Source organism: Streptomyces sp. A0958, assembly GCF_004795035.1.
Taxonomy (GTDB): domain Bacteria; phylum Actinomycetota; class Actinomycetes; order Streptomycetales; family Streptomycetaceae; genus Streptomyces.
The window spans coordinates 352750-366973 of record NZ_SSBK01000002.1; the positions used below are offsets into that span (position 1 = coordinate 352750).

Sequence of the window (14224 nt, forward strand, 5' to 3'; positions counted from 1 at the left end):
AGCAGAACGTAGCAAGGAGGCGACGCTAAGCAACGCACCGAACCGTCACCGTCGCGTAAACCCCTGCCCCCGACGCACCCGTGCCCGGCCGGTGGCGGTACCGGCCGGGCACGGGCAGGGGCGTTGAACCCAGGGGCGTCGACTACAGCATGCGGTCGACCACCCTGGCCGTCGCCCGGCCGTCGTCGAGGTCGCAGAAGTCGTGCCGGAACTGCTCGTACGCCTTGGCGTGTCCCGCGATGGCGCGCTCCGGGTCGCGCAGCGCCTCGATGAGGTCGTCGGAGCCCGGGATCAGGGGGCCGGGCGCCCGCGACTCGAAGTCGAAGCTGAAGCCGCGGAGCGTGTCGCGGTAGTGCTCCAGGTCGTAGGTGTGGAAGAGCATCGGCCGCCCGGTCTGGGCGAAGTCGAACATCAGCGAGGAGTAGTCGGTGACCAGGGCGTCGCTGATGAGCATGAGTTCGCCGACGTCGGGGTAGCGCGAGACGTCGCGGACGAAGCCGGTGCCGCTGTCCGGGAGCCGGTCGGTGACCATGTAGTGACGGCGCACCAGCAGGACGGTGTCGTCGCCGAGTTCGCGTTCGGCGGCGGCCAGGTCGAGCTGGAGGCCCAGCGAGTAGCGGCCGCCGCCCAGGCGCTGGTCCTCGCGCCACGTCGGCGCGTACAGGACGACCCGCTTGCCGGCCGGGATGCCGAGCTTCTCCCGTACCGCCGCGGCGACCTTGGCGCGGTCGGGGGCGTGGAAGATGTCGTTGCGCGGGTAACCGCACTCCAGGACCTCGCCCTCGAAGCCGAACGCGCGGCGCAGGACGGGGGTGGAGTACGTGTTCGGCGAGACCAGGAAGTTCCACTGCTTGGCCCGGTCGGCGAGGGTGGCGATGTAGGCGGCGTTCGCCTGGGCCGTGCCTGCGAGTTCGAGGCCGATGCGCTTGAGCGGGGTGCCGTGCCAGGTCTGGACGACGGTCTGGTCCTCGCGCCGCACGAACCACTCGGGCAGCTGCGTGTTGGTGACGATGTAGCGGCTGCGGGCCAGCGCCTCGTGCCAGGCGACCGAGCCGTGCTCGACGGCCGTGGCGCCCTCGGGGACGATGGCCTGCTGGTCGCGGACGACCCACAGGTGCTCCACCTCGGTGCCCCGGCGCACCAGCTCCTCGTAGACGGCGCGTGGCGAGTCGGAGAACTGGCGGCCGTCGAAGGTGCTGTAGAGGGCGGCGGCGCGCACCGGTTCGGTGCGCTGTGCCGCGTACGCCTCGCTCAGCAGCCGCTTGGCGCGCGGGCCGCGCTCGGCGGCGGTGAGCACGGAGGCGGAGACGACGAGGAGCTGGTCCCCGAAGCGGCGCTCCAGGGTGTAGTCGCGCCCGGAGAGGTGGCGGGTGACGGGCAGGGTGTGGAAGGCCGAGGCGGGGATGCGCAGGGCGCGGTCACCGCTCTCGTCGGCGGCGCCCTTGTCCCGGAAGAAGAAGTACCAGTTGCCCTCGCCCAGCGGCAGTGCGCCGCCCGGGCCCTCGACGGCGTCGGGCCGCAGCTCGGCGCGGAAGCGGCGTGCGTCCTCGGGTCCGGTGAACTCGACCGGGAAGACCTGCTCCTCGCGGTGGCTGCTGTTCTGCGCCACCAGCTCGACCGGGTGCTCCGGGTCCTCGGGGAACGTGCCCTCCAGGAACAGCCGGCCGTCCTCCGTCCAGCTCGCCAGCTCGACGGCGGGCTGCACGGGGCGGTCGCTGATCACCAGGTTGCCGCGCGTGCTGGCGACGAAGGCCAGCTCGCTGTGCCCGTTTTCGGCGCGGTCGGCGAGCGGGTAGCGGCCGGGCGGCACCGCGCCCGGGGCGTCGAGCGAGGCCTTGAGGCCCTTGGGGCCGGTCAGGTGGACGCTGTACGCCATGTTCTTGGGCGCCTCGTCCCCGGTGGGGCGGGCCTCCTCGATGGCGGCGAGCGGGAGTTCGGCGGTGAAGCGGCGCCAGCCGGCGGCGGTGGCGTCGGCGCCCTCGCTCACGGTGGCGGGGACCTCGTACGTGGTCTTGGTGGCGCCGTGCGTCAGACGCAGCGTCAGTTCGCCCTTGACGAGGCGGGATCGGACCACGCCGGTGACCCGGACGGTACCGGCCGCCTCGCCCGCGCCGTGGGTCTCGAACCGGGCGTCGACGCGCTCGGCGTGCAGCACCAGCTTGTCGCCGTCGAAGGCGGGCACGATGCGGTGGTCGCCGTCGGGGCGGTGGACGGGCGGCGCGACGGATGCCTCGCGGACGGACGGGAAGGCGCGGCGCAGCAGGCCGTTCCTGGCGATGCCGACCTCGAACTGCCAGGTGAGCTGCTTGGGGCCGCCGTCGGCTTGGATGCGGAGCTTGGAGGCGTCGACGGAGGTCTCGAAACCGGACCGGTGGTAGTCGTGCAGGCTCTGGCGGGCGCGGGCGGTGGCCTCGGGCTCGTCGACCCGGCGCAGACGCAGCGGGACGACGTTGCGCCGCCCGGCGCGCAGCCAGCCGATCCGGAACTCGCTGGGCCCGGAGGTGACGGGCAGGTTGCGGACGTACGCGTAGCCCTTGAGGTGCAGCTTGCCGTCGCGCCACTGGGCGTCGCGCAGCCGGGCGGCGAGCGGCAGGTCGCGGTCGGCGACGCGCAGGACCGGGGCGGGCACGGGCCGGGTGAGGACGGGGTAGTCGGCCTGGCGGCGGCGCACGCCGCGGACCTCGAAGGCGCCGGGCTCGCGCTTGTCCTGGTCGAGCAGCGCCAGCAGTTCCTCCATGCGGTGCTCGCGCACCAGGTACCACATCACGCGCAGGCGCAGCGGAAGGCCGTCGAGCACCGACGGGTCGATCTGGTCGATGTACTGGTTGGTGTGCGTGAGGAAGGCGGTCCGGTAGTCCTCGTCGCCGTCCGGCAGGACCTCCATGAAGTACCAGAGGTCGTTGGCCAGGGCGTACGCGTCGTAGTGGTTCTTGTCCTCGGCGCGGCGGTTCTCCGCCAGGAACGTCGAGACGCCCTGCACGTGCGTGACGCGGTCGCGGACGCCGCGGACGACGGCCCGGCTGGCGGTGATCGAGCCGGGCCGGTCGCGCCAGTGGTAGACGGGGTCCTTGACGACGTCGACCGACTCGGCCAGGAAGTGGGCGGGCAGCACGACGGGGGCGTCCTCGTACAGCGTGCCGACCGGGAAGGCGAACTCGTTCTTGTCCCAGAAGGAGCGGCGGAAGACCTTGTTGCAGGCGATCCGGTCGCTCAGCAGGGACCAGTCGCGCGAGATGTGGGTGCGCATCCGGGTGGTGGCCATCGGCTTGCGGAACATCGGCGACTGCTGGAGCCTGCCGCCGGCCCGCAGGCGCAGCACGTTGCCGGACGCGATGTCCGAGCCGGTCTCCTCCAGTGCGCCGACGAGGAGTTCGTACGCGTTCGGCGGGATGACGTCGTCGCTGTCGACGAAGGCCAGGTAGCGGCTCTCCGGGTCGCAGTTGCGGACACCGGTGTTACGGGCGTGCCCCAGTCCGCCGTTCTTCTGGCTGACCAGCTTGAAGCGGTCGTCCTGCGCGGCGAATTCGGCGGCCAGAGCGGCACTGCCGTCGGTGGACCCGTCGTCGACCATCACCACCTCGAGGTCGGTCATGGTCTGCTCCGCGAGGGACTTCAGGCAGTCCGTCAGGAAGAGTTCCACGTTGTAGACGGGGACAACGACACTGAGCCGTGGCGGCATGTTGAGCACGTCCGTTCATCAAGGGCCTGGCTATCCGTAGGGCTCAACCGTATGGACGGTCGGGGGTCACCGGTTGCGGTCCCGAACGAGTGACTACGCCTGCACCGTGCTCGCCTGCCCGGGGCTTCGCCCGGGCGGTCCTGGTGCACGGTGAACGCGTGCTCCGGAAGGCCCGGTGGGCGGCCCGTCCACCAGACTAACCGATGGAAGGGTGACCCCTACAAGCACGCTTGGACACATGATCGAGGCGTCACCCGGTGGAGTCCGCCCGGTGCGTGAGGGCGGCCACGGCCGAGGCGGCGAGGTCGTCCAGATACCCGGGCGGCAGCTCTCCCCGGACCACCGCGAGCCGCCAGTAGAGCGGGCCGACGATCAGGTCGAGGGCGCGGTCGGGGTCGCTGTCCGTCGGCAGCTCACCGCGTGCGACGGCGTCCCGGACGACCACCGCGGCGACGCCCTGCTGCGGGTCGAGCAGGGCGGCTTTGATGGTGTCGGAGATCTCCGGGTTCCGGGCCGCCTCGACCAGCAGGTCCGGGATGACCTGGGAGGCCAGCGGGTGGCGCAGGGCGTACGCGGCCAGTTCGAGCACGGCGCGCACGTCCCCGTACAGCGAGCCGGTGGCCGGGGCGGGCATGCCCTGCGCGGCGACGGCGGAGACCAGGTCCAGGACCAGGTGCAGCTTGGACTTCCAGCGCCGGTAGACGGCGGTCTTGCCGACGCCCGCCCGCCGGGCGATGCCCTCGATGGACATCCGCGCGAAGCCGACCGCGGCCAGCTCCGCGAACACCGCGCTGCGGATGGCGTCGGTCACGTCCTCGCGCAGGACGGCGGCTCCCGCCGGGGCGCGGCGGCGGCTTCCGGGGTCGGTGGTCATGGCCGAATCATAGTCCGCGACGACGAAACGGTTGCGTTCCGGCGTCATGGCGTCCTACTCTCGGCGTAGCGACGATACGGACCCGTCCCGTCGCCACGCGGCCGTTTTCCCGTCGCCGCGCGGTTGGCCCCCTGTCGCCACGCGGTCGGTTTCCGGTCGCCGCGCGGTTGGCGCCTGTCGCCACGCGGTCGGTTTCCCGTCGCCGCGCGCTCGTTTCCCCGCCTGCCCGCCTCCCGTCGAAAGCGATCGTGGTGAGCCAGACAACAGCCCAGGCCCCGGCGGACACCCCGCCGCCCCTCTCCCCGCCCGGCTACGGACCGCCCGTGTACGGATCGGGCGAGCTGGCGGCCCTCGCCGCACAGCACGGCCTGACCGTGAGCGGGGCGCGGCCGTCCCTGCCGGCGTACGTACGGCAGCTGTGGGGGCGGCGGCACTTCATCACGGCGTTCGCCACCGCCAAGCTCACCGCCCAGTACAGCCAGGCGAAGCTCGGCCAGATCTGGCAGATCATGACCCCGCTGCTCAACGCGACGGTCTACTACTTCATCTTCGGCATCCTGATGAAGACCAAGCACGGCGTGCCGGACTACGTCCCGTTCCTGGTCACGGGCGTCTTCATCTGGACCTTCACCAGCTCCTCGATCACCGCCGGCACCCGCGCCATCAGCGGCAACATCGGGCTCGTACGGGCACTGCACTTCCCGCGCGCCTCACTGCCCATCGCGCTCGCCCTGCAACAGCTCCAGCAGCTGCTCTTCTCGCTGGGCGCGCTGACCCTGATCCTGCTGGCCTTCGGCCAGTACCCGCGCCCGTCCTGGCTGCTCGCGGTGCCGGCCCTGGCCCTCCAGGCCGTCTTCAACACCGGCGTCTCGATGGTCGTGGCCCGCCTCGCCGCGCGCACCCCGGACATCGCCCAGCTCACCCCGTTCATCCTGCGCACCTGGATGTACGCGTCGGGCGTGATGTGGAGCATGGACACGATGCTGCGGGGTGACCGCGTCCCGCACCTGGTGAAGCTGGCCCTGGAGCTCAACCCGGCGGCCGTCTTCATCGACCTCATGCGGTTCGCGCTCATCGACAGCTTCGGCGCGAACCAACTGCCCCCGCACGTATGGGCGGTAGCCGCCGGCTGGGCGCTGGTGTGCGGCGTGGGCGGCTTCATCTACTTCTGGAAGGCCGAGGAGAGTTACGGACGTGGCTGAGCACACGGGTTCCGCGGTGCCGACGGTCGTCGTCGACGACGTCCACATCACGTACAAGGTCAACGGCGCCCGCACCGGCAGGGGCAGCGCCACCTCGGCGCTGAGCCGGATCGCCTCGCGCCGGCAGGCCCCGGGGGTGCGCGAGGTGCACGCCGTGAAAGGTGTCAGCTTCGCCGCGTACAAGGGGGAGGCGATCGGCCTGATCGGCTCCAACGGCTCGGGCAAGTCCACCCTGCTGAAGGCCATCGCCGGCCTGCTGCCCGCCACCAGGGGCCGCGTCCACACCCATGGGCAGCCCTCGCTGCTCGGGGTGAACGCGGCGCTGATGAGCGACCTGACCGGCGAACGCAACGTCGTGCTCGGCGGCCTCGCGATGGGCATGACCCGAGCGGAGATCCGCGAGCGCTACCAGGAGATCGTCGACTTCTCCGGCATCAACGAGAAGGGCGACTTCATCACGCTGCCCATGCGCACGTACTCCTCCGGCATGGGCGCCCGGCTGCGCTTCTCGATCGCCGCCGCGAAGGACCACGACGTCCTGCTGATCGACGAGGCCCTGTCGACGGGCGACGCGAGGTTCCAGCGCCGCAGCAAGGACCGGATCATCGAACTGCGCCGCCGGGCCGGCACGGTCTTCCTGGTCAGCCACAACAACAAGTCGATCACCGAAACCTGCGACCGCGCCCTCTGGCTGGAGGCCGGCACGCTACGCATGGACGGCCCGGCGGAGGAAGTCGTCGCAGCCTACGAAAGGTCCACCCGCTCCACCCGCCCCGGCGCCTGAAAACACCTTCCGGACCCAGCCGCCCCCTCGGACCCAGCCGCCCCCTGGGGCCCGCGGCCCGCCCCCTCCAACCGTTTCGCCCCCTCCAACCCGTCCGGCACCTCCAGCCCGTCCGGCGCTTGAGGACACCTTCCGAGCCCGTCCGGCGCTTGAGGACACCTTTCGAGCCCGTCCGGCGCTTGAGGACGAAACGGCCACCGGGACGCACCCGGCAGCCGCCTCGCCCTCACCCCACCCGCACGCCTACACGTGCGTACGCAGCAACGTCCGCATCGTCCGCATCGCCACCGACAGGTTCGCCAGGTCGAACGCGTCCGACCCCTGGATCTCCTCCAGCGTGGAGCGCGACCGGGCCAGGATCGCCGCGTTCTTCGCCTCCCACGCCTCGAACCGCTCCTGCGGCGAGGAGGACCCGTTGCCCACGCTCAGCACATCGCCGGTGAGCGCCGCGTGCGCCGCGTACAGGTCCTCGCGGATGGAGGCACGGGCCATGGACTGCCAGCGGTCGGCCCGCGGCAGCTCGATGATCCGGTCCATCAGCTGGGTGATCCCCAGCCGGTCCGCGAGGTCGTAGTACACCTCGGCGACGGCCAGCGGCTCCTTGCCCGTGCGGTCGGCGATCGCCACGATGTCGAGCGCCGGGAAGGCGGAGGAGAAGCCGGCGACGCGCTGCGCCAGCTCGTCCGGGACGCCCGCCTCGGTGAGCTCGTTCAGGATGCCCTGGTACCACTCCTGGTCGGCGCCCTTCAGCATCTTGGGCAGCTCGGCCCAGACCTGCTCGACGCCGTCGCGGAAGAAGTCGACCGTCTCCGAGATCGCCAGCGGCTGCGGCCGGTTGCCGAGCAGCCAGCGCGAACCGCGCTCGACGAGCCGGCGCGAGTGCAGCCGGATGCGGGTCTGCACATCGGCGGCGACCGCGTTGTCGAGGGCCTCGACGGCGTCCCACACCTGGCTGAGCCCGAAGATCTCGCGGGCCGCGAACTGCGCCCGCACGATCTCCTCGATCGACGCGCCGGTCTCCTCCCGCAGCCGGTGCAGGAAGGTCGAACCACCGCTGTTGACCGTGTCGTTGACCAGGACCGTGACGATGATCTCGCGCCGCAGCGCGTGGGCGTCGACCGCCTCGGAGTAGTGCTCGCGCAGCTGCCGCGGGAAGTAGGCGTGCAGCAGCTTCTGCAGGTGCGGGTCGTCCGGCAGGCTGGTCCCGATCAGCTCCTGCGCCGCCGTGATCTTCGTGTACGCGAGCAGCACGGCCAGCTCGGGCTGGCTGAGCCCCTTGCCCGCGCTCAGCAGCTCGCGGATCTGCCGGTCGCTGGGCAGGAACTCCAGCGCCCGGTCGAGGTGCCCGTCGCGGCCCAGCCGGCGCATGAACCGCTGGTGGGCGTGGAGCAGGGAGGGCGCCTGCGCGACCGCGTTGGACAGGGCGGTGTTCTGCGCGTAGTTGTTGCGCAGCACCAGGTGGCCGATCTCGTCGGTCATCTCGGCGAGCAGCGCGTTGCGCTGCTTGACGGTCATGTCGCCGTCCCGGACCAGGCTGTTGAGCAGGATCTTGATGTTCACCTCGTGGTCGGAGGTGTCCACACCGGCGCTGTTGTCGATCGCGTCGGTGTTGATCCGGCCGCCGTCCCGGGCGAACTCGATCCGGCCGAGCTGGGTGGCGCCGAGGTTGCCGCCCTCGCCGACGACCTTGGCGCGCAGGTCCGCGCCGTTGACGCGGATCGCGTCGTTGGCCTTGTCGCCGACGTCCGCGTTCGACTCGGCGGAGGACTTGATGTACGTACCGATGCCGCCGTTCCACACCAGGTCGACGGGGGCCTTGAGGATGGCCTGCATCAGCTCGGCGGGCGTCATCTTGGCGACCCCGGGCTCGATGCCGAGCGCCTCGCGCATGTGGGCGTTGACCGGGATGGACTTGGCGCTGCGCGGGTGGACGCCGCCGCCCGCGGAGATCAGCCCCTTCTCGTAGTCGGCCCAGGAGCTGCGCGGCAGGTCGAAGAGGCGGCGCCGCTCGGCGTAGGAGGTGGCGGCGTCCGGGTTCGGGTCGATGAAGATGTGCCGGTGGTCGAAGGCGGCGACGAGCCGGATGTGCTCGGAGAGCAGCATCCCGTTGCCGAAGACGTCGCCCGACATGTCACCGACACCGACGACGGTGAAGTCCTCGGTCTGGGTGTCGTGTCCGAGCTCCCGGAAGTGCCGCTTGACGGACTCCCAGGCGCCGCGGGCGGTGATGCCCATGCCCTTGTGGTCGTAGCCCGCCGACCCGCCGGAGGCGAACGCGTCACCGAGCCAGAAGCCGTAGGCGACGGCGACCTCGTTGGCGATGTCGGAGAACTTCGCGGTGCCCTTGTCGGCGGCGACGACGAGGTAGGTGTCGTCCTCGTCGTGCCGGACGACGTCCTTGGGCGGCACGACCTCGCCGGCCACCATGTTGTCCGTGATGTCGAGGAGCGCCGAGATGAAGGTGCGGTAGGCGGCGACGCCCTCTGCCATCCAGGCGTCCCGGTCCACCGAGGGGTCGGGAAGCTGCTTGGCGACGAAGCCGCCCTTGGCGCCGACCGGCACGATGACGGTGTTCTTCACCATCTGCGCCTTGACCAGGCCGAGGATTTCGGTACGGAAGTCCTCGCGCCGGTCCGACCAGCGCAGACCACCGCGGGCGACCTTGCCGAAGCGCAGGTGGACGCCCTCCACGCGCGGCGAGTAGACCCAGATCTCGAACGCCGGGCGGGGCGCGGGCAGGTCCGGGATGGACTGCGGGTCGAACTTCATCGACACGTACGCGTGCGGCTCGCCGCTGTCCGCGTGCTGGAAGAAGTTGGTGCGCAGGGTGGCCTTGATGACGGTGAGGAAGGACCGCAGGATGCGGTCCTCGTCGAGCGAGGCGACCTGGTCGAGGGCCCCGTCGAGCTCTTCGAGGAGCCCGTCGATCAGCTCGGTGCCCGCGCTCTGGCGGTCCGGCGACATCCGGGCCTCGAAGAGCGAGACCAGCAGCCGGGTGGTGTGGACGTTGTTCTGGAGGGTGGACTCCATGTAGTCCTGGCTGAACGTCGAACTGGCCTGGCGCAGGTACTTCGCGTAGGCGCGCAGCACCATGGCCTGCCGCCAGTCGAGACCGGCGCTCAGCACCAGCGCGTTGAAGCCGTCGTTCTCCGCCTCGCCGGTCCACACCGCGGCGAAGGCGTCCTGGAACCGCTCGCGCGCCCCGTCGGCCAGGTAACCGCCGTTGGCGGTGGTCTGCGGCATCCGCAGCCCGAAGTCGTAGATCCAGGCCTGCGTACGGTCCGCGCAGCGCAGCTCGTACGGGCGCTCGTCCACGACCTCGACGCCGAGCCGCTGGAGGGCAGGCAGGACGGCGGACAGCGAGACCTGCTCGCCGGTGCGGTAGATCTTGAAGCGGCGCTCACCGGGGGCGGCGCCGACCGGCTCGTACAGGCTGAGGGAGAAGTCCCGCTCGTCCTGGTTGAGGGCTTCGAGGTGGACCAGGTCGGCGACGGCGGCGCGCGCCGAGTGGTCGGCCTTGTAGCCCTCGGGGAACGAGTGCCCGTACTTGCGCAGCAGTTCGGCGGCGCGCTCCTCGCCGCACTCGGCGTTCAGCGCCTCCTGGAAGCCGTCGGCCCAGGAGCGGGCGGCCTCGACCAGGCGGGCCTCGATGCGGTCGGCCTCGGCGTCGGTGAGGCTCGGCAGCTCGCTGCCGGGGGCGACCCGGACGACGAAGTGCAGCCGGGACAGGATCGACTCGGTGTTCCAGGCGGTGAAGTCGACGCTGGTGCCGTTCAGTTCCTCCTTGAGGATGTCGATCAGCCGGAGGCGCACACCGGTGGTGTAGCGGTCGCGCGGCAGGTAGACGATCGCGGAGTAGTAGCGGCCGTACTCGTCCTGGCGCAGGTAGAGGCGCAGCCGGCGCCGCTCCTGGAGGTAGAGCACAGAGGTGACGATCGAGCGCAGCTGGTCGACGGGCGTCTGGAACAGCTCGTCGCGCGGGTAGGTCTCCAGGATCTGGAGCAGGTCGCGGCCGTCGTGGCTGTGGGGCGTGAAGCCCGCGCCCTCCAGCACCTCGGCGACCTTGCGGCGGATGACGGGGACCCGGCGCACGGACTCGGTGTAGGCGGCGGACGAGAACAGGCCGAGGAAGCGGCGCTCGCCGATGACGTTGCCGTCGGCGTCGAACTTCTTCACGCCGACGTAGTCGAGGTAGCTGGGGCGGTGCACGGTCGCCCGGCTGTTGGCCTTGGTGAGGACGAGGAGCTTGTGCTCGCGGGCCTTGGCGCGGGCGTCGGCGGGCAGCCGGTCGAAGGAGGGGCTGACCGGGTGCGCCTCGTCCTCGGTGTGGTGCGGGTCGGAGCGCAGGATGCCGAGGCCGGTGCCGGGGACGGCGGCCAGCGCGTCGGAGTCCTTCAGCTCGTACTCGCGGTAGCCGAGGAAGGTGAAGTGGTCGGCGACGAGCCAGCGCAGCAGTTCCCTGGCCTCGTTGACCTCGTCGTCGGCGAGGTCGTCCAGCGGTTCGCCGGGCAGGTCGTCGGCGATGCGCAGCGCCGCGTCCCGCATCTTCTCCCAGTCCTCGACGGTCTCCCGTACGTCGGACAGGACCCGCAGCAGGTCGCTCTGGATCTGCTTGAGGTCGGCGCGGTCGGTCTCGCGGTCGATCTCGACGTGAATCCAGGACTCGACGACCGCGTCGTGCGGCAGCCCGGCCTTGGCGTCCTTGGCCCCCTTGGCGTTCTCGCGGCCGGCCTGGGGGCCGGTGGCGATGCCTGCGCCCTTGGTGAGGACCTCGACCAGCTTGCCGGTCAGATCGCGCCGGACGATGACCTGCGGGTGGATCACGACGTGGATGCCGCGCCCCTGGCGGGAGAGCTCGTTGGTGACGGAGTCGACCAGGAACGGCATGTCGTCGGTGACCACCTCGACCACGGAGTGGCTGCAGGTCCAGCCGTTCTCCTCGACGGTCGGGGTGTGCACCCGGACGTTCGCCTTGCCCTGGGGGCGCTCCTCGGCCAGCCGGTAGTGCGAGGAGGCGGCGCCGAAGACGTCGATCGGGTCCCGGCCCGCGATGTCCTCCGGAGCGGTGTGGAGGTAGTAGCGCTGGAGATAGGAGAGCAGGACGTCCTGGCGGGAACCCTCCTGCTCGGCCCCCGTGCCGCCGTCGGCCGCGGTGGCCGCGACGTGCAGCCGGGGGGCACCGCCCGGCCCGCCGGCACCACCGCCCGGGCTGTTGTCAGCTACCTCGGCGGCCCGTGCGAGCAGTTCGGCCTTGGCTTCGTCCAGCTTGGTCTGCATGTCCTCTGGCTCCTGTCGCGCGCCGTTGCGTGACGTAGGTGAAAGGGTCGGCACAACGCCACGACGCGGGGTTTCCGGTCTGGGTCGACGCTATGCCGCGGTGAGAGATCCCCGGGACCTTATTGGCCGTTTTCGGCGGTCGGCCCGGGCGAGAGGGATCAGTCGGGACGGCCCGGGCACTGTGGCACTCCGGGCGCCGGCCGGGGGCTTCGCTGCCCCCGAGACATATCGCGCTGATCACGGGGTCCAGGCTATCTCGCCCGCGCCCGTCACCGTCACGATCCGGATGTGTACAAAAGAAGGCCGCGAATTTAGACACTTTGGACAGGCGCCGTGGCCCCGCCCCGACCCACCCCGCCCCGACCGGCCCCGACCGACCGGAGCGAGGCCCGCCGGACGAGGAACGGCCCACGGGACGAGGAACGGCCCACGGGACGAGGTACGGCCTACCCCACCAGCCGCTCGGCGAGTGCCGTGGCTTCGGCCAGGGTGTCCACGACCGGCACCCCGGCCGCCTCCAGACTGGCCCGGCTGTGCGAGCCGCCCGTGTAGAGGACCGCCTTGGCACCGACATGGGCGGCGGCCACGGCGTCGTCCACCGCGTCACCTATGACGACCGTGTGCCGCGGGGATATCCCGTCCAGGGCCACGAGATGCCGCTCCATGTACTGCGCCTTGCTGCCGCCGGACGGCCCGGTGCGCCCGTCGACGCGCACGAAGTGCCGCTCGATGCCGTACCCGCGCACGACGGGGACCAGCTCCTCGTGCTGGTACATGCTCATGAGGGACTGGCTGCGGCCCGTCAGCTGCCACTGGGCGAGCAGCTCGGCGGCGCCCGCGGTCAGCCCGCAGGCGTCCCGCTGCTGGGTGTAGTGGCGGTGGAAGACGCCGTCCATGCGCTCCCACTCGGCGTCGGTGGGGAGCCGGCCCATCAGCCGCTCGTAGAAACGGGGTATCGGGATGCAGTACATCTCCCGGTACTGCTCCACGGTGATCGGCGACAGGCCGATCTCGCCGAACGCGGCATTGGTCGCGCCGACGACGGCGGTGTTGTCGTCGAGCAGCGTGCCGTTCCAGTCCCAGACCAGATGCGTGCGGTGGTGTCCCGGTGCAGTCCCCATGCCCAGAAAAATACTCGCCCCCACTGACAACCGGCCGGCTACCCGATCAGGTGGGGAATCTCCTGCACCCCGAACCAGAGCAGTTCGTGGTCCTCGGCGCCGTCGACGGTGAACTGCGCGTCGTCGTCCCCGAGGTCCGCCGCCCCGAGCGCGGCGGCGGCCGCCGTGACGTCCTTGTCCGCGTCGCCGGAGTCGACGTGGACCGCGGCGGCCTCGGTCAGCCGCACGGCGGCGGCGATCGTGACCTCGCCGAGCGAGGAGGCGTCGAGGACGTGGTCCGGGTCGGCGACCGCGGCACCGTCCGGAACGTCGACGGCGACGACGACCCGGCGCCGGGCGGCCTGCGGGTCCCCGGCGATCAGCCGCAGCGAGGCGGACGCGGCCCGGTTGAGCGCCGCGTACTCCAGCTCCTCGATGTCGTCGGAGACGTACCACTCACGCAGCGCGGGGGTCACCGCGTAGGCGGTGAGCGGACCGGGGCCCAGTTCGCCGGCCCGGTGCGCCGCTGCGAGACCGGCGAGGGTCAGGGGGACGTACACGCGCATGGCTGGGCCGCTTTCGTAGTCGGAGACGCCCTCAGGATACGTGCGGCGTCCCCCTTTGGGGTTACGCGTACGGGCCCGGCCCCGTCCACCCGGCGACGACCGCTCACCCGGCCCGGCCCGCCCCCGGCACCCGCACCGGACGGGGTCGACCACCCGGATAGGTGAATTCCGGGCCCGCCCCGAGCGACCCCACCGACGCTTGCGGCGGCCTCCGCACCCCCGTAAAAGATCACCAGCAGAAGTTACCGCCCGGTATCCGCCGGGCCTCTGGAGCACGGGGGCGACAGCGATGACCACGAACAGGACCCGGCCCGCAGGACGGCACGACGCACGCAGGCCCGAAGCCGTACCCGCCCAACGCCACCGGACCCCTCGGCGCATGCGCCCCCACCACTGGTTCGCGGAACGCCTGCTGGCGGTCCTGAGCGGCCAGCGCCCGGTCCACTGGATGCTCGGCCACACCATCGGCGAGGCCTACGACCAACTGGCCGAACTCGCCCCCAGCACCCCCCTCAGAACCCGGGGCACCCGCCCGGTCATCCGCATGTGCCGAGGCGCCCAGCCGGCCCCCGGCGTAGTGGAAGCCTGCGCAAGCATCGCCGCAGGCGAAGAGGTTCGCGCCATGGCCTTCCGCCTGGAACAGGGCTCCGACCTCCGCTGGCGCTGCGCGGCAGTGGAACTGGGCAACACCCCGATGCGAAACCGATGAGCCGCCGAACACCACACCCCCGCGCCCCACCAG

At 71.4% G+C, this 14224-nt stretch carries 8 protein-coding genes; 3 read left to right on the top strand and 5 right to left on the bottom strand.

All coding sequences use genetic code 11. The features are described 5' to 3' along the window. Positions 1-142: 142 nt before the first annotated feature. A complete protein-coding gene (locus E6P78_RS03650) occupies positions 143-3688 on the bottom strand; it encodes a bifunctional glycosyltransferase family 2 protein/CDP-glycerol:glycerophosphate glycerophosphotransferase (RefSeq protein WP_136202011.1) in 3546 nt (1181 codons plus the stop codon). Between the two features lie 241 nt (positions 3689-3929). Beyond that, complete coding sequence (locus E6P78_RS03655; protein ID WP_136202012.1) at positions 3930-4553, bottom strand: TetR/AcrR family transcriptional regulator; 624 nt, start codon at positions 4551-4553, stop codon at positions 3930-3932. Between the two features lie 323 nt (positions 4554-4876). Between E6P78_RS03655 and E6P78_RS03660 the strand changes: the two genes are divergently transcribed. Together E6P78_RS03660 and E6P78_RS03665 are read left to right on the top strand one after the other, a co-directional pair. Further along, on the top strand, positions 4877-5755 hold the full coding sequence (locus E6P78_RS03660; protein WP_240799029.1) for an ABC transporter permease: 879 nt from the start codon (positions 4877-4879) through the stop codon (positions 5753-5755). Further along, the gene (locus tag E6P78_RS03665; protein ID WP_136202014.1) at positions 5748-6539 is read left to right on the top strand and encodes an ABC transporter ATP-binding protein; all 792 of its coding nucleotides are present in this window, start codon (positions 5748-5750) and stop codon (positions 6537-6539) included. Before E6P78_RS03660 ends, E6P78_RS03665 begins: the two co-directional genes overlap by 8 nt. A 243-nt stretch (positions 6540-6782) precedes the next feature. On the opposite strand, the gene E6P78_RS03670 is transcribed toward E6P78_RS03665, so the two are convergent. From E6P78_RS03670 to E6P78_RS03680, 3 genes are all read right to left on the bottom strand, one after another. Further along, a complete protein-coding gene (locus tag E6P78_RS03670) occupies positions 6783-11816 on the bottom strand; it encodes an NAD-glutamate dehydrogenase (RefSeq protein WP_136202015.1) in 5034 nt (1677 codons plus the stop codon). Between the two features lie 446 nt (positions 11817-12262). Then, complete coding sequence (locus E6P78_RS03675) at positions 12263-12937, bottom strand: HAD family hydrolase (protein WP_136202016.1); 675 nt, start codon at positions 12935-12937, stop codon at positions 12263-12265. A gap of 38 nt (positions 12938-12975) precedes the next feature. Further along, positions 12976-13482: a hypothetical protein gene (locus tag E6P78_RS03680; protein ID WP_136202017.1), complete on the bottom strand. Its 507-nt coding sequence runs from the start codon at positions 13480-13482 to the stop codon at positions 12976-12978. Between the two features lie 289 nt (positions 13483-13771). Between E6P78_RS03680 and E6P78_RS03685 the strand changes: the two genes are divergently transcribed. Next, positions 13772-14191: an Rv3235 family protein gene (locus E6P78_RS03685; RefSeq protein WP_136202018.1), complete on the top strand. Its 420-nt coding sequence runs from the start codon at positions 13772-13774 to the stop codon at positions 14189-14191. Positions 14192-14224: the final 33 nt, after the last annotated feature.

What these genes read in the sequence shown, in the direction of transcription:
- E6P78_RS03655 (WP_136202012.1), bottom strand. Translation starts at nt 4,553, where the DNA reads ATGACCACCGACCCCGGAAGCCGCCGCCGCGCCCCGGCGGGAGCCGCC.
- E6P78_RS03670 (WP_136202015.1), bottom strand. Translation starts at nt 11,816, where the DNA reads ATGCAGACCAAGCTGGACGAAGCCAAGGCCGAACTGCTCGCACGGGCC.
- E6P78_RS03675 (WP_136202016.1), bottom strand. Translation starts at nt 12,937, where the DNA reads ATGGGGACTGCACCGGGACACCACCGCACGCATCTGGTCTGGGACTGG.
- E6P78_RS03680 (WP_136202017.1), bottom strand. Translation starts at nt 13,482, where the DNA reads ATGCGCGTGTACGTCCCCCTGACCCTCGCCGGTCTCGCAGCGGCGCAC.
- E6P78_RS03685 (WP_136202018.1), top strand. Translation starts at nt 13,772, where the DNA reads ATGACCACGAACAGGACCCGGCCCGCAGGACGGCACGACGCACGCAGG.